16 protein-coding genes are annotated in these 15,526 nt (G+C 42.5%); 11 read left to right on the forward strand and 5 right to left on the reverse strand.

Annotated features, from left to right (window positions below; all coding sequences use genetic code 11):
• Positions 1 to 261: 261 nt before the first annotated feature.
• The 10 genes from WCM76_01730 (at position 262) to WCM76_01775 (ending at position 11,736) form a co-directional block, all read left to right on the forward strand.
• On the forward strand, positions 262 to 678 hold the full coding sequence (locus WCM76_01730) for an Rrf2 family transcriptional regulator (protein MEI6764328.1): 417 nt from the start codon (positions 262 to 264) through the stop codon (positions 676 to 678).
• Between the two features lie 27 nt (positions 679 to 705).
• Positions 706 to 1,575: a 4Fe-4S binding protein gene (locus WCM76_01735; GenBank protein ID MEI6764329.1), complete on the forward strand. Its 870-nt coding sequence runs from the start codon at positions 706 to 708 to the stop codon at positions 1,573 to 1,575.
• Positions 1,576 to 1,718: 143 nt separating this feature from the next.
• The gene (gene hcp, locus WCM76_01740; protein MEI6764330.1) at positions 1,719 to 3,371 is read left to right on the forward strand and encodes a hydroxylamine reductase; all 1,653 of its coding nucleotides are present in this window, start codon (positions 1,719 to 1,721) and stop codon (positions 3,369 to 3,371) included.
• A gap of 128 nt (positions 3,372 to 3,499) precedes the next feature.
• Positions 3,500 to 3,826 (forward strand): cupin domain-containing protein, encoded by a 327-nt coding sequence (locus tag WCM76_01745; protein MEI6764331.1) that lies wholly within the window; start codon positions 3,500 to 3,502, stop codon positions 3,824 to 3,826.
• Between the two features lie 207 nt (positions 3,827 to 4,033).
• Positions 4,034 to 4,504 carry a pantetheine-phosphate adenylyltransferase gene (gene coaD, locus WCM76_01750; protein MEI6764332.1) on the forward strand — a complete coding sequence of 157 codons (471 nt, stop codon included), beginning with the start codon at positions 4,034 to 4,036 and terminating at the stop codon, positions 4,502 to 4,504.
• A 36-nt stretch (positions 4,505 to 4,540) separates the two neighbouring features.
• Positions 4,541 to 5,950: a TlpA disulfide reductase family protein gene (locus tag WCM76_01755; GenBank protein MEI6764333.1), complete on the forward strand. Its 1,410-nt coding sequence runs from the start codon at positions 4,541 to 4,543 to the stop codon at positions 5,948 to 5,950.
• Between the two features lie 135 nt (positions 5,951 to 6,085).
• Positions 6,086 to 9,301, forward strand: coding sequence for a DUF2723 domain-containing protein (locus WCM76_01760; GenBank protein ID MEI6764334.1), 3,216 nt, complete (start codon positions 6,086 to 6,088; stop codon positions 9,299 to 9,301).
• A gap of 35 nt (positions 9,302 to 9,336) precedes the next feature.
• On the forward strand, positions 9,337 to 10,011 hold the full coding sequence (locus tag WCM76_01765; protein MEI6764335.1) for a polysaccharide deacetylase family protein: 675 nt from the start codon (positions 9,337 to 9,339) through the stop codon (positions 10,009 to 10,011).
• Positions 10,008 to 10,778, forward strand: coding sequence for a class I SAM-dependent methyltransferase (locus WCM76_01770; protein MEI6764336.1), 771 nt, complete (start codon positions 10,008 to 10,010; stop codon positions 10,776 to 10,778). The genes WCM76_01765 and WCM76_01770 overlap by 4 nt, the downstream gene beginning before the upstream one ends.
• Before the next feature lie 178 nt (positions 10,779 to 10,956).
• Positions 10,957 to 11,736, forward strand: a complete 780-nt coding sequence (locus tag WCM76_01775) for a TonB family protein (protein MEI6764337.1) — start codon at positions 10,957 to 10,959, stop codon at positions 11,734 to 11,736.
• A 68-nt stretch (positions 11,737 to 11,804) separates the two neighbouring features.
• Here the strand turns inward: WCM76_01775 and WCM76_01780 are convergent, their stop codons facing one another.
• Entirely contained in the window at positions 11,805 to 12,788 is a 984-nt protein-coding gene (locus WCM76_01780; GenBank protein ID MEI6764338.1) for a glucosaminidase domain-containing protein, read from the reverse strand.
• A 124-nt stretch (positions 12,789 to 12,912) separates the two neighbouring features.
• Between WCM76_01780 and rsmG the strand changes: the two genes are divergently transcribed.
• Positions 12,913 to 13,545: a 16S rRNA (guanine(527)-N(7))-methyltransferase RsmG gene (gene rsmG / locus WCM76_01785; GenBank protein ID MEI6764339.1), complete on the forward strand. Its 633-nt coding sequence runs from the start codon at positions 12,913 to 12,915 to the stop codon at positions 13,543 to 13,545.
• Positions 13,546 to 13,556: 11 nt separating this feature from the next.
• On the opposite strand, the gene WCM76_01790 is transcribed toward rsmG, so the two are convergent.
• From WCM76_01790 to WCM76_01805, 4 genes are all read right to left on the reverse strand, one after another.
• Positions 13,557 to 13,874 carry a septum formation initiator family protein gene (locus WCM76_01790; GenBank protein MEI6764340.1) on the reverse strand — a complete coding sequence of 106 codons (318 nt, stop codon included), beginning with the start codon at positions 13,872 to 13,874 and terminating at the stop codon, positions 13,557 to 13,559.
• 135 nt (positions 13,875 to 14,009) lie between these two features.
• Positions 14,010 to 14,486, reverse strand: a complete 477-nt coding sequence (locus WCM76_01795; protein ID MEI6764341.1) for a GNAT family N-acetyltransferase — start codon at positions 14,484 to 14,486, stop codon at positions 14,010 to 14,012.
• A gap of 29 nt (positions 14,487 to 14,515) precedes the next feature.
• Positions 14,516 to 15,082 carry an HDIG domain-containing metalloprotein gene (locus WCM76_01800; GenBank protein MEI6764342.1) on the reverse strand — a complete coding sequence of 189 codons (567 nt, stop codon included), beginning with the start codon at positions 15,080 to 15,082 and terminating at the stop codon, positions 14,516 to 14,518.
• Between the two features lie 104 nt (positions 15,083 to 15,186).
• A complete protein-coding gene (locus WCM76_01805; protein MEI6764343.1) occupies positions 15,187 to 15,411 on the reverse strand; it encodes a hypothetical protein in 225 nt (74 codons plus the stop codon).
• Positions 15,412 to 15,526 lie beyond the last annotated feature (115 nt).

Genomic DNA, 15,526 nt, shown 5'->3' on the forward strand with positions numbered 1-15,526 from the left:
TCCACAACTCCACAATTCATTAATTTTCTTTGCGCCTTTGCGTCTTCGCGTGAAATTTAGTTTTATAATTATCAAACCTTCCGAGGAATAAATTGCGCCATCAATTGATTAATTCTAAAATTTCAGTTATAAATAATCAATTATTATTAATCGCAACTTCCATAAAATCAGCAATCAAAAAAATATTTTAAAAAATTCTTGCTTGATTCATTTTATTATTTGTACATTTGCGTATTCAAATACCGAAATGCTGTAATAGAAATGACAAAAGGATTCAACATATCAGAAGCAGCATCAATAGCCATCCATAGTATGGTGTTGATTGCTTCGGCCGATGAGCGGTTGAATTCAGAGCTTATAGCCGAAAAATTGCATTCTTCAAAAAACCATGTGGCCAAAGTGCTGCAGATTTTGGTAAAGAATTACTTTCTGTCATCGGTGCGCGGTCCCGGAGGTGGATTTGTGCTCGGCAGACCCTCAGAAAGCATCACGCTGATGGCGGTGTACGAGCTGTTCGACGGGAAATACACTGATAATACCTGTGGTATTGAATCGGGCGTTTGTCCTTTTGAAACCTGCATTTACGGAGGTTTGAACGACACCATCAACCGTGAGTTCAGAAATTATTTCGAGAATAAAAAAATATCTGACCTGGTGAAACAACGGTCAATAGTATAACAACCCAATCAAAAAAACGATAGAGCAATGAAACGTACCGTAATTAAAATTGATGAAGAAAAATGCACCGGATGTGGTCAATGCGTTACCGGATGCCACGAAGGTGCACTGCAAATGATTGATGGTAAAGCCCGTCTTATCAGCGAACTTTTTTGTGATGGACTCGGTGCCTGTATTGGTGAATGTCCCGAAGGCGCCATTGTACTGGAAGAACGCGATGCGGAACCTTACGATGAAAAGATGGTGATGGAGCGCATTTCAAAAAATGGTGAGAACACCATCGTGGCACACCTGAAACATTTGAACGAGCAGGGGCAGGGCGAATTCCTTACTCAGGGACTGGAGTATTTGAAAATGCATAACATCAGCATAAACCTCGATTTTCTTAATTCAAAAAATCAGAAAATGGAAAAATCACATCAGCACCAGCACCATGCAGGCTGCCCCGGCTCCATGGCAATGGATTTACGCGAAACAACAGCCGTTGATAAAAACAGCGCATCGGGTTCTGTCGCTTCTGAATTGCGTCAATGGCCGGTTCAGTTATTCCTGGTCAGCCCGTCGGCGTCCTATTTTCAAAATGCCGATGTAGTGCTTGCCGCCGACTGTGTGGCATTTACCCTGGGAAATTTTCATCAGGATTATCTCAAAGGAAAAAGCCTTGCCATTGCTTGCCCCAAGCTTGATTCGTATGGTGATGTTTATATCGAGAAGCTCACGGCACTCATGGATAACGCAAAAATCAATACCCTTACGGTGATGATTATGGAAGTACCATGCTGCGGCGGTTTGCTGCAAATGGCGCGCGCGGCCTCTGCAAAAGCTACACGCAAAGTCCCTGTTAAAGTTATTGTGGTGAGCATCCGGGGCACCATCCTTGAAGAAACCTGGATGTAATCAGAGCGACACTATGCATCCTTAGCCTGTCGAAGGGTGCATCCATAAAACAAGAGTAATATCAAATCAGAAATGAAATATTTCAATTTTATAAAACAAAACAGTTTTAATAACCCGAAAAACCATTAAAAGGAGATTTACTTATGAGTATGTTCTGTTATCAGTGCCAGGAAACGGCCAAAGGAAGCGGTTGCACAATTAAAGGAGTATGCGGAAAATCAGATGAGGTTGCCAATATGATGGACCTTATGATGTTCACATTGAAAGGAATTTCAATTGTTGCCAATCTGGCACGCAAACAGGGAATTGAAGACAATGAAGCCGACAGGCATGTGACGGATTGTCTTTTTATGACCATTACGAATGCCAATTTCGACAAAAGCCGCTTTGTTGAAAAAGTAGAAAAAGGAATCGTTTTAAGAGATTCTTTATTAAAGAAATTAGAACTCAAAGGAGTTCGCCCCGATGTTTCCACCATGCATGAGTCGGTGCGCTGGACTGGAACACCTGCTGAATTTGAAGCAAAAGCAGCCACTGTTGGCGTTCTTGCAACTGAAAATGAAGACGTGCGCTCATTGCGCGAATTGCTTATTTACGGGATTAAAGGCGTTGCCGCTTACGCGGAACATGCTCGCAATCTGGGCTACGAAGATTCCGGCATTTATGAATTCATGATGCGCGGCATGGCTGCAACTGCAGACGATACACTGTCTGCCGATGCTCTGGTCGCGCTTGTAATGGAATGCGGAAAAATTGGTGTGGATGTAATGGCCCTGCTCGACAAAGCAAACACAACTACTTACGGAAATCCTGAAATTACGAAGGTAAATATCGGCGTTCGTAAAAACCCAGCAATCCTCATCAGCGGTCACGACCTGCGCGATATGGAAGACCTGCTCAAACAAACCGATGGTACAGGTGTTGATGTTTATACACACAGCGAAATGCTTCCTGCAAATTATTATCCTGCATTCAAAAAATACACTCATTTTGTAGGAAACTACGGCAATGCATGGTGGAAACAAAAAGAAGAATTTGAATCATTCAACGGACCCATTCTGTTCACTTCAAACTGCCTTGTTCCGCCCCCTGTAAATGCTACTTATAAAGAGCGCGTATACACAACAGGCATCGTTGGTTTTGATAATTTCAAACATGTCCCCGACAGAACAAGTGGTCATGCAAAAGATTTTTCTGCCATTATTGAACAGGCTAAAACCTGCGCTGCACCTGTTGAAATTGAAACAGGTGAGATTATTGGCGGTTTTGCACATGCACAGGTTTTTGCGCTTGCCGACAAAGTAGTGGATGCCGTGAAAACGGGTGCCATCAGGAAGTTTATCGTAATGGCAGGTTGCGATGGTCGTATGAAAGACCGTAATTATTATACCGAATTTGCCGAAAAACTTCCTAAAGACACGGTAATTCTCACGGCAGGTTGTGCAAAGTATCGTTACAACAAACTGCCATTGGGCGATATCAACGGTATTCCGCGCGTGCTCGATGCCGGTCAGTGCAACGATTCCTATTCACTTGCCCTTATTGCACTTAAACTCAAAGAAGTTTTTCAGCTCAATGATATCAATGACCTGCCAATAGTATACAACGTGGCTTGGTATGAGCAGAAAGCCGTTCTCGTTCTGCTGGCACTGCTGCATCTGGGTGTGAAGAATATTCATCTTGGACCGACACTCCCGGGGTTCCTTTCACCCAATATTGCAAAGGTTCTGATTGATACCTTCGGACTTGGCAAGATTAGTACTGCCGACGAAGATCTGGTGAAGTTCATGAACTAATTAATTATTAAGTTTGAAGTGCCTGAAGTTTGGAGTTTCAATTCAGCAATTTGAAAATAGGCACTTCAAACTTTAGTCACTTTTTTTAAACTGTAGGCATTTTAGTCACTTTTTTAATCAAACACAGCATGGAAAATATTTTTGAAAAGGGTCATGTTCTTGCTTTCGCAGAACTGGCTGATTATTCGGAAAATGGTATCGTAAGCAAACGCGTCATTGATAAAAAAACCGGAAATATTACACTGTTTGCTTTTGACCGTGAGCAGCGCCTCAGCGAACACACGGCACCCTTTGATGCAATGGTACAAGTAATCGAGGGCGAAGCAGAAATTATTATTGATGGAAAATCAAACATGGTGAAAGCGGGCGAAGCCATCATCATGCCCGCCGGAATTCGGCATGCCGTTAATGCACCGGTGCGATTTAAAATGCTCCTTACGATGATTAAGGAATAAGGCGTTTCAGCATTCGGATGCATTGACTCTTGCAGTGACAAGCCAATTCCTTATCTTTATTCCCTATTTTTACAGGCATTTGCGTTCTTGCCTGCCACTGCCGGATACGCACCCATAATCTGTGGTTCAAAACGGATATCTCATAGCTCAGTTCCCCATCTTTGTATATATTTGTACTGAACCTCGGTTTTGTACAAATTCAAGTCTATGAAAAGAATCGCTGTTTTCCCCGGCTCTTTCGACCCCGTTACACGCGGGCACGAAGACATTATTCTGCGTGCATTACCGCTCTTTGACCATATCTATGTGGCCATCGGCAACAATGCGGAAAAAAAATACACTTTCACCATTAGTCAGCGCTTACAATGGATTGAAGAAGTTTTTGCAGGAATCAGCGCCATTGAGCCTGCCATTTATAATGGTCTTACGGTTGATTTCTGCCGAAGAGTAGATGCAAATTATATCATTCGCGGCTTGCGTACTTCGGCCGATTTTGAATTCGAGCGTGCCATAGGGCAGGTGAACAAGCAATTATACAACCACATCGAAACCGTTTTTATGCTTACCACACCTGAACTTTCAGCCATCAGCTCTTCAATAGTCAGAGACATCTGGAGAAATAAGGGAGATGTTACCACCTTTGTCCCCGATAAGATACGCATTCCCCATACGAAATAATATGACGATGCTTTCGTTACTTATAAAACACACCGGATGTCCGCGATAAAAATAAAAAACCTATCACTGCTGCTGTTGTTGCTGATGCCTTGCTTGGTATACTCGCAAAATGTCACCGTTAAAGGTATCGCGAAAGGCGGCGAAGGCAAGGTAGTGAGGCTGAAGACCTACTCCGACCTTATATCTATGCGCGAGCAGCTTGTTGCAACTGCGGTTATTGACAGCAACGGCTTATTTGAACTTCATGCAAAAATTTCAAATACGGTTATTGCTACGCTCTACATTGACTATTACGCAGGTGAACTCTATCTGGAACCCGGAAAAACACTGGAACTAAAAATCAATAATCTGGTCTTCAATGATAAAACCGATATGGTAAATCATAACCTGGATCCATTGAATTTTACTCCTGAAATACTGAATGCCGGCAGTAGTGAGCTAAATAATTCAATTCATAAATTGAATATTCAGTACAATCTTTTTCTGCGTAAAAACATGACGATTCTTAATTCTCGGGCAGTACAGACCAAAGTAGATAGTTTCGCGGTAAGCATGAAAGATACTTTTGCACTTGTTAAAAATGAATATTTTTCCGATTATCTTACATACCGACTGGCAACATTGGAACTGCTCACACACCGCACTGACAATGAAACACTGATGATGCGGTACGTTTTCGGAAAACCGGTACAGTACGATAACATTGAATACATGACATTTTTTAATCAGTATTTTGAAAGCTATTTCGCCGATCTCACACGTCCTGTTAACTATGCAACTTTCGATCGTCCGCTCAATCGGCAGAAAAGTTTCGCTGCCGTTCTCGATTCAATGGGAAAGGATACGCTTTTAAGAAATGAAATTCTTCGGGAAGCCGTGCTGTTACGAAGTCTGTCTTCATTTATGGGAATGTCGCAGTTTAACCGGTCTGCAATTCTGGAAGTGCTGAAACAAATTTCGGTTCAAAGTAAATTTGAACGTCATCGTAATGCGGCAGCGAATCTTTTATGGACATTTACGCATCTGGCGCAGGGAAGCCCAGCACCCTCATTCAACCTGAAAAGCAATGAGGATAAAATGATTCAGTTGGCAGATTTTAGAGGCAGAATTGTGCTGCTGAATTTTTTTACTACATGGAATACGTCTGCCCTCGAAGAACTGGAGGTAATGCGAAGTATTTATCCTAAATTCAGTGATAAGGTTGTATTCGTGAGCATTTGCTGCGACAGGGAATTCATGAAATTATTTTATTTTGTGAAGGATAACAAATACGAATGGAATATGGTGCACCTCAACAACGATTATGATTTGCTTGAGAGTTATGGTGTGCAAACGCTTCCTTACTTTGCCATTATAAATAAAGACGGAACCTTTTACAAATGCCCGGCACCAATGCCGAGCGAAAATCTTGAGATGGTTCTCAACGCTGCACTGAATAAAAAATAGTTCTGAAAGACTTTCTTCTATATGGCTGTCTTCCTTAAAATAGGAAACGGCATTTCTTGAGGCATTGTCTGCCGCCAACAGGTCAATACAACATTTACACATTATTTTTATACCTTCGCACGTAAAATGGCGTTTATGAAACAATACAAACTGCTAAATAACACATTCGGTTGGCTCATTTTTATTATTGCCTCGGCCGTTTATATCATCACTTCTGAGCCTACGGCCAGTTACTGGGATTGCGGCGAGTATATCGCTACTGCCTATAAATTGCAGGTTGGACATCCTCCCGGGGCACCTTTTTTCCAACTTCTGGGCAGGTTTTTCTCATTATTTGCCGGCGATAATGTAATGCTCGTCGGGCGAATGGTCAATACCATGTCTGCATTGGCCAGCGGCGCCACCATTTTGTTTCTTTTCTGGACCATCACCGCCCTTGCAAAAAAGATTATTATCAAAGCCGATGAGTTGAGTCTGGGTCAGAGCCTTGCGATTATCGGCAGCGGAATTGTGGGTGCACTTGCTTACACTTTTTCTGATTCATTCTGGTTCTCCGCAGTTGAGGGTGAAGTGTATGCAACCTCATCTTTTTTCACTGCGATAGTACTTTGGGCAATGCTCAAATGGGACGAAGATGCTGATGATCCGTACTCATACCGTTGGATTGTATTTATTGCCTTCCTGATGGGCCTTTCTGTGGGCGTTCACCTGCTTAATCTGCTTGCTATTCCTGCCATTTGCTTTGTATATTATTTTCGGAAATCTGAACCCTCTGCCAAAGGCATTTTATTCACTTTTGTTGTTTCCGTTGTGCTGCTGGCGGCGGTTATGTATGGTATCATTCCACAGGTAGTATCGCTGTTTGCAAAAGCCGAATTGGTTGCTGTAAATGGTGTCGGTCTGCCTTTCAATTCGGGAACACTGCTGTTTACTGTTCTTGTGGTTGTATTGTTGGTCTCCGGGTTGATGTACACCTACAAAAATAGCCGTGCTTATGCTGTTACCTCACTCGCATCAACCGGCATTTTACTTTTATTGGTTCTGTTTTCAAGTTCATCAATCGGCGATTTTTTTGTTCGCTTGTTGGTAAGTGGAGGCATTGTAGCTGTTGTGATTTTGGCGCGTTCAAAATACATTTTGCTTCGCACCGGAATCCTGAGCCTGATGTTTATTCTCATTGGCTATTCGTCTTTCCTGATGTTGGTGATTCGCTCCAATGCCGATACACCCATCAATGAGAACACACCCAAAGATGCCATCAGCTTGCTTTCTTACCTTAATCGTGAGCAATACGGCGACTGGCCTCTGTTTTACGGTCAGTATTTTAATGCGCCCCTCGACAGCAAGCAACCGTATCTCGACGGAAATCCGGTTTACAGCAAAGATCTGAAATCCGGGAAATATGTCATAATCGACGACCGTAAAAATACCATTGCCAATTATGATTCGCGCTTCTGCACCATTTTCCCGCGTATGTGGAGTAATTCGCAAACCCTTCACCCGCGAGGCTACCAGAGCTGGGGGCAGATTGAAGGAACGCCTATTACTGTTACAGGCGCCAACGGAAAAACTCAGACTATTTACAAACCTACATTTATTGAAAATCTCCGTTACTTTTTTGCCTACCAGCTCGGTCACATGTATTTCAGGTATTTCATGTGGAATTTTGCCGGGAAACAGAACGATAATCAGGGACACGGCGGTATTATTAATGGGAATTGGATCAGTGGTATTAACTGGCTTGATAGTATGAGGCTCGGTCCGCAGGAAAATTTGCCGGAGCCGATGGCGAAGAATAAAGGAACAAATAAATTTTATTTGCTTCCGCTGATACTCGGTTTGGGTGGGTTTATTTTTCAGCTTAACAAGCATTATAAAGGATTTATGATAGTCATGCTATTGTTTCTTTTTACCGGTATTGCTATCAATGTATATTTGAACCCCGTTCCCTATCAGCCTCGCGAACGTGATTATGCCTATGCCGCTTCGTTTTATGCCTATGCAATCTGGATTGGCCTGGGTGTACTTGGTCTGTACAGTCTGCTTAAGCGATTATTGAAGCCAATGCTGTCTGCCGGTATAGCTACAGTGCTGTGCCTGCTGCTGGTTCCGGTAATTATGGCGAAGGATGGATGGGATGACCACGACCGTTCTGGAAGAACTACCATGCGCGATATTGCTACCGATTACCTGAATTCATGCGCCCCCAATGCCATCATTTTTACCTTGGGCGATAATGATACGTTTCCCTTATGGAATGTACAGGAAGTTGAAGGTACACGAACCGATGTAAGAGTAATCAATCTCAGCCTGCTGAATACCGACTGGTACATAAATCAGGCACGCAAAAAAGCATACAACTCAGAACCATTGCCTTTTTCACTTCCGCGCGAAAAATATGCCGGCAGTAAAAGAGAATACACGTTTATTTATGAAGATACTACCCTGGTACCTCAAAATGCATGGGTGGATCTTGAACAATTAGTGCAGTTCGCAACAAGCGACGACCCACGCGCCATGCTCGAAACACAGCGCGAACGCTTGAACTATTTTCCCACCGCAAACTTTTCTATTCCTATTGATAAAGCACATGTTGTGAAAAACGGTACGGTGCCACCCCAATTTGCAGATTCACTCGGAGCATCGCTTAACTGGACCATTCGCGCTTCAGGCGTCGATAAAAGCGAACTGATGGTGCTTGACCTGCTGGCTCATTTCAAATGGAACAGACCCGTGTACTTTGCTATTACAACCGGCGACGATGCTTATCTCGGACTGGATGAATACCTGGAACTCGATGGTTTGGCGTACCGCCTCGTACCCTATAAATGCAATAGTATTGATGGTCAAATCGGAAGGGTGAATACGCAGGTTATGTACGATAATGTGATGAACAAATTCAAGTGGGGCAACATGGCCAATCCAAATGTTTACCTTGATGAAACGAACATGCGCATGTGCACGAACCTCAGGAATATTTTCTGTCGTCTGGCTTATACACTCGTATATGAAGGCAAGATAAAGGAAGCCGTAAAAGTGGCAGCAAAATGTACGGAAGTCATGCCCGACAATTGTGTTCCTTACAATGCAATGGTGTATCCTCTTGCCGACGTGTTTTATAAAGGTGGCGAAACAGCCAGGGCGAATGCCATACTCGACAGACTTATTACATACAGCGAGCAAGAACTGATTTACTACTCACAATTTACAGGAGGCAATGCCGCTTATCTTGAGGGTGATAAAAAAGAATCATTCGAAATGCTGAAACGCATTATCGCAATAACCGCGGCAAACAAGCAAACTGAATTATACAACAGGGCGGTTTCCATCGCCAATAATTATAAAATGTAATTGTAACGACAATTAATTTAAATTAACGCGTATTAATGATGCATTTCGCAAGAACACCTTTCCTTATCAAAAAGCTCTACCATTCGGGAGCGGTATGGACAATGCCTTGCGTTGATAAAAAAGTGTATCTCACATTCGACGATGGACCGGTACCTGAAGCAACACCTTTTGTGCTTGAAACGCTCGCGAAATTCAAGGCCAAAGCAACATTCTTTTGCGTAGGCGAAAATGTGTCAAAGCATCCGGAACTGTATAAGGAGATCATCGCTCAGGGCCACAGCGTGGGAAATCATACCTACAATCATCTGAAAGGATGGAAAACTTCCTGCGATGATTATCTGGAGAATGTTGCCCGTTGCAGAAATGCGGTCACGTCCGACCTTTTCAGACCTCCCTACGGTCGGATTACAAAACTGCAGGGACGACTGCTCGGGAAGAATTTTAAACTCATTTTCTGGACCATCCTTAGTGGTGATTATGATCCGGATGTTTCACCGGAGATGTGTTTTAATAATGTAGTGAATAACCTGGAACCGGGCGCTATCATTGTATTTCACGACAGTATAAAAGCATTCGGGAATATGTCGGCTTGTCTGCCGCGGGTCCTTAGCTTCTGTAATGAGCAAGGATATGAACTGGCTTCTATTCCTCAATCAGCAAGGTGCGAAGTAAAAAACGAATTGAACCTGAAACTTGTAAATGAATTATGAAGATCCAGACAGCAGAACGTAACTCCGGGCAGGAACTTTCAGATAATGTGATTCACCACCGTCATCTTATTGCTTACAACGAAGCTGAAAAACTGATACACGGAACTGTGCTCGAAATCGGCAGCGGCGAAGGCTATGGTATCCGGATATTATCGCCTAAAGCTCAGAAGTACTACGCGCTGGATAAGCACCCGACACCCATTGAAGATGAAAGCGGGAAGGTCATTTTTCGTCAGGCTGTGATACCGCCGCTTGCAGGTTTTGAAGATAATTATTTCGATTTTGTAGTCACATTTCAGGTAATCGAACACATCAAAAATGACGTACTTTTCCTGAGCGAGATTAATCGTGTTCTGAAACCCGGCGGGAAGCTTATCCTTACTACACCCAACAAAACAATGTCGCTTACACGCAATCCCTGGCACATCCGGGAATACACACCTGTGCAATTTACAAAACTGATTCATGACTGTTTCAGCGAAGCGGATATTAAAGGTGTTTATGGAAATGAAAAAGTGATGGCATATCATGAAGAAAACAGACGGTCGATACGTAAGTTCACCCGGTTTGATATTTTCAGAATGCAATACTGGCTGCCACGATTCCTGCTGCAAATTCCGTATGACATTGCCAATCGCATGAACCGCAATAAAATTTATAATGAAAGTGCCGGTCTTGTTAACGACGTGACCACTTCCGATTTCTTTGTAAAGGAAATGACAGCTTCCTGCTTCGATTATTTTTGCATCGCTACCAAAACAATCTAACGCCGTTTTTGTAATATTTCAATTCACAGCAAGGAAAAAAAATTTCCCTTACCTTCCCTTTTCCTGCCATTAACTGATTGATTCGTTCCATTCGCTGCTGCTCGCTTTGATTCCGGTAGGTGCGGTTATACTATTGTATCAACCAACCAAAAAATGCAAACCAGAAAAACTCAAAGCCATGAAAGCAATTGCAGTGAACCTCGACGACATCATTTTTGAGAACCGTAACAAAGAGTATGGTGCCTATGCACTCCGACGTGTTTACAGTAGAAATTTGATTAAAGCTGTTTCTATTGCGGTATTACTTTTTCTTGCTGCGGTTTCGGCTCCGATATTGGCGCGTTTGGTAAACGCTATTGTGTATACCAAACCCACCATCGAATCGGGTGTGATTATTGAAACGCCTCCGGAGATTAAACCCCCGGTTCTTCCTAAAAATACTCAACTTCCCAAGCCGAATGTTCCTGCCTTTGTTGCACCGGTCGTTGTCGTTGATACCAACGAAGTAAAAGGCGATATGATGGGTGATCAGGATAAAGTAAAAAACGACAGTCCGCTTGACACCTCGTCAATAATAGATATTGGAGGTGGAGAGGATGTAGACAAACCTGTAATTGAGAAACCAAAAGGCGATGATAAACCGTTCATCTGGGTGGAAGAAATGCCTAAGTTTCCGGGTGGTGACGAGGAACGTGTGAAATTTCTTTCGAATAATATTTCATACCCGAAAATCGCACGTGAGATGGGAATACAGGGCCCGGTATATCTTAATTTTGTGGTGAATGAAAATGGCAAAATCACTGATCTTAAGGTAATACGCGGTATTGGCGGCGGCTGTGACGAAGAAGCATTGCGTGTAATTAAAAATATGCCTGACTGGAGCCCGGGCCGTCAGAATGGTGTGGCTGTAAAAGTAATGCTTTCAATGGCTATTAATTTCAGGCTGGAGTCAAAATAATCGGTAGGTTCCTGGTTTATGGTTCTGTGAGGAAAGAGGCTGCCTGTAAAAGGGCAGCTTTTTTTTTACTAATGCTGCGCCGTTTTTTGAAGTAACAGCTTTTGTCCTTCTTTTGCCTGAGTACCGTATTTCATATGGTTCAGCCTGTAAAGACTTCGCAGGCGAACGGCATATTCCTGAGAAATCTGAAACATTGTTTCATTTTTTTTCACGATATGTGCACCGATATTTCCCTGATTTTTCTTGCGTTCAATATAAATACGCTCGCCTTCGGTAAGTTTGTAATTCGGGTTAACATCATTGAATCGTGCCACATCGGCAGGAAGCAAGTCTATATCGGATGCAATCCTTACAAAATTGTCATTTCTTTTTGCCTTTACTAATTTCACCCCGTTGTTTTCAGAAATTATCCGTGCGCCTTTCTGAATAGGAACTTCTTTGAAATCCTCGGTGTTTTTATGTTTGCCTGATGCGATATCTCCTTTATGTTTTATTTTAGGTACATTGTTAACATTGGAAGATGTGTCGCGTGGGTACTGACCGGCGAGGTCAAGCTGCGCAAGGTTGTTTCTTTCAATAATGCCTATGATCAGTTCCGCGTAATCTGATTTCGTGGCATAACCTGCATCTTTCAGACCTTTTGCCCATGCTTTGTAATCTGTGATATCTAGCTTGAACAGAAACGCGTAGCGGTCGCGTGTCGTCAGAAAAACCGTATGGTCCTTGTATGATGCGGTATCCGTTGGATATACCCTGAAACACTCACCTTTGGCATCGTCATCGTAGTAATACCTGCCTCCTGTCCATTCGGGTTTGCACTTAATGCCGAAATGATTGTTTGTATTTTTTGTCAGCACACTGTTTCCGTTGCCTGATTCCAGAATTCCCTGTGCCAGCGTAATACTTGCAGGGATATGACCTGCATACATTTCAGCAATCGCCAGCGGTTTGTATTTAGCAATGTAATCCTCCACAGACATCGTTTGCGCAGTACCGCGCAACGCGATTCCAAGCAACACTGCCAGTAAAAATATGCCGCGGGTTGTTTTCATGGGATTATTCATATCAAAAGTAATGAAACCCTTATTATTATACCGGTTCATTATTTTGTCTTTTGCACAAAAAAATGTTTATAAATTTGGAAACCCTTAATGATGGGGAAAATCGCACAAAACTATGCAACCAATCTTAAAGTACTTTCCGGAAATTAGCGAACAGCAAAAGCAGCAGTTTGGTATGCTTGATGAACTTTACAAACTCTGGAATGCCCGTATCAACGTCATTTCGAGGAAGGATATTGATAACCTTTTCACGCACCACGTGCTGCATTCGCTGGCTATTGCCAAAGTGGTGAGTTTTAACAATGGCACAACGGTCATGGATGTTGGCACGGGCGGAGGTTTTCCCGGAATACCGCTTGCCATCATGTTTCCCGATGTTCAGTTTACGTTGGTTGACAGTGTCGGAAAAAAAATAAAAGTGACCGAAGAAATTGCAAAAGAAGCCGGACTCAAGAATGTAAAAGCTGTGAAACTGCGCGCCGAAGAAATGACAGGCCGGTTTGATTTTGTCGTAAGTCGCGCTGTTACTGCCTTACCTGAAATCTACGCTATCATAAAAAACATGTTTGCAAAAACAGACAAGAACTCAATACCGAATGGGTTGTTATATCTTAAAGGGGGTGATCTTACCGATGAGCTTGCCCTGATGGTGGCAGAAACACAGGTGTATGATATCAGCAGCTATTTTGATGAAGAATATTTTCTCACAAAGAAGGTAGTACACGCCTGGAAGATTCGCCAGAGATAGGCGAAATACGGCTATTTTTTTTCTGTGGAATCCCGGATGATAAGGTAAATGGTTTCGTTCTTCTTTTTCATAAGGTAGGTTTCGCGGGCATATTTCTCAAGATTTTGAACATTTGAGGTGAGTTCAATCGTAAGCGCTTTATTCCGGTCAATTTCCTTTTGCAGGTATTGTTTCTGTTCCACCAAATCACCGAGTTGCCGACGATATTTCATTCGGGCAATCAGATTATTATTATCAAAAAATAACATCCATACCGCGAATACCACAGTAACTACGATGTAATAATTTTTGTAGATGAAGGACAATTTGCCCAATATTTTCTTTAACATACGTATACTTTATACTGTAAAAATAATCCAAATCAATAGGTTTGACTGTTAATGCTGAAAATATTTTTCACCGTTGGTGGTTTATATTGTTGCACTGTTATGGGGAATTGCCTGCTCTGATTATTTTTCAGTACCTCATGCCGGGATAAATTCCTGAATCTGTTTCTCGGTAAGTTTGCCGTTGAGCCAGGTTTCATCCATGCTTGCATTATATTTTTTATAAAAACCTATGGCCGGCTCATTCCAGTTCAAAACCTGCCATTGCAGCCTCTTTGCGCCAAATTCTTTGGCTTTCATCACAACGGCATCAAAAAGGGTTTTGCCGATATTATTGCCCCGGTATTTTTCTTTAACAATGATGTCTTCAAGGTAAATGCATTTTCCTTTCCAGGTGGAGTAGGAGATGAAGTAAAATGACATGCCCAACAGTTCTGTTCCACTCAGGGCCAGAATTATTTCATACAGCGGCCGTTCTCCAAACCCATCTTCCGCAAGCTCATTCAGTGTTACGGTTACTTCCTGGGGCGCGCGTTCATACAGCGCCAGTTCCTGTATGAGCTTTAGTACTTCAGGCAGGTCTTCTTTTGTTGCCGGTCTTAAGATGAATTCCATGTTTGAAACTTTATTTTGAAGAGAATTTTTTATAATCCAATTTCCGCAGCAATAACCGTCATTGCCGCGATAGCTATTTCTGCGAACTTTTCAACAGGTATTCCCAGCTGTTCGCATTCCATAATGGTATCACGGTTTACGGAGGCAGCAAAAGCTTTCTCTTTCATCCGCTTGGTCACCGATTTTGTTTTTATGGAAGCAATTTTTTTATCGGGATACACAAGCGTAGTGGCCACAATAAGCCCGGTGATGGTCTCTCCGGCAGCAAGCGCATGCTGAAACTCCGTTGTACGAGGCTGTCCTGTAGCCATTTCATTGTGCATTTTTATCGCATCAACAATATCCTTATGCACACCGTTCTGTTCAAGAATAGCTACGGCCTCAAGTCCGTGTTTGGTCGGTTCGGCATTGGTTATCTCTACATCTATATCATGAAGCAGACCGGCAATAGACCATAATTCTTCGTCCCGGCCCAAATGCCGGGCTAATGCGCCCAACACAGCTTCTGATGCAAGGCTGTGGTTAATCATGCCTTCTTTCTTTACATACTGGTGTAATAATTCAACTGCTTTTTCGTGTGTTATTCCGGCGGCCATGTGTGTTGTTTTAGAATCCAAAAGTAACTAAAAAACCCTGAACGTTTTCACGTTCAGGGTCGGGGGAAACCAGGATTCAAACCAAACCAAAAAAAGAGGGATATTTAGCAGATAAAACAAGATTTATTATTCAATACTACAAGCGGCGAAACATGAAAACCGGCGGGAAGATGCAGCAATTGGTCGATATAGCCAGTAAATGGATTGGGATAAAGATTGGGAGATTTACGAAAATCAGGGTTGGCTGCATTTCCCGCCGATATCTTTAATTCGGCACATATTTTTGTTTCTTTTTTGCCTGAGATTTTGTTTTTAATCTTCAGATACAATCTCGTGTGTGTTATATTTAAGTTACTGAAAATCATTGCTTAAAAAATGTTATTAAGAATAATTATACACAAAGGTAGCACAACGGGAGACCTGTGTCAAGTAAAATCGTTCACA

Source organism: Bacteroidota bacterium, assembly GCA_037133915.1.
Taxonomy (GTDB): Bacteria; Bacteroidota; Bacteroidia; order Bacteroidales; family CAIWKO01; genus JBAXND01.

Coding starts and splice junctions, on each gene's coding strand:
- WCM76_01730 (MEI6764328.1), top strand. CDS start 262: ATGACAAAAGGATTCAACATATCAGAAGCAGCATCAATAGCCATCCAT.
- WCM76_01755 (MEI6764333.1), top strand. CDS start 4,541: ATGTCCGCGATAAAAATAAAAAACCTATCACTGCTGCTGTTGTTGCTG.
- rsmG (MEI6764339.1), top strand. CDS start 12,913: ATGCAACCAATCTTAAAGTACTTTCCGGAAATTAGCGAACAGCAAAAG.
- WCM76_01735 (MEI6764329.1), top strand. CDS start 706: ATGAAACGTACCGTAATTAAAATTGATGAAGAAAAATGCACCGGATGT.
- coaD (MEI6764332.1), top strand. CDS start 4,034: ATGAAAAGAATCGCTGTTTTCCCCGGCTCTTTCGACCCCGTTACACGC.
- hcp (MEI6764330.1), top strand. CDS start 1,719: ATGAGTATGTTCTGTTATCAGTGCCAGGAAACGGCCAAAGGAAGCGGT.
- WCM76_01800 (MEI6764342.1), bottom strand. CDS start 15,082: ATGGCCGCCGGAATAACACACGAAAAAGCAGTTGAATTATTACACCAG.
- WCM76_01790 (MEI6764340.1), bottom strand. CDS start 13,874: ATGTTAAAGAAAATATTGGGCAAATTGTCCTTCATCTACAAAAATTAT.
- WCM76_01795 (MEI6764341.1), bottom strand. CDS start 14,486: ATGGAATTCATCTTAAGACCGGCAACAAAAGAAGACCTGCCTGAAGTA.
- WCM76_01745 (MEI6764331.1), top strand. CDS start 3,500: ATGGAAAATATTTTTGAAAAGGGTCATGTTCTTGCTTTCGCAGAACTG.
- WCM76_01770 (MEI6764336.1), top strand. CDS start 10,008: ATGAAGATCCAGACAGCAGAACGTAACTCCGGGCAGGAACTTTCAGAT.
- WCM76_01760 (MEI6764334.1), top strand. CDS start 6,086: ATGAAACAATACAAACTGCTAAATAACACATTCGGTTGGCTCATTTTT.
- WCM76_01775 (MEI6764337.1), top strand. CDS start 10,957: ATGAAAGCAATTGCAGTGAACCTCGACGACATCATTTTTGAGAACCGT.
- WCM76_01765 (MEI6764335.1), top strand. CDS start 9,337: ATGATGCATTTCGCAAGAACACCTTTCCTTATCAAAAAGCTCTACCAT.
- WCM76_01780 (MEI6764338.1), bottom strand. CDS start 12,788: ATGAAAACAACCCGCGGCATATTTTTACTGGCAGTGTTGCTTGGAATC.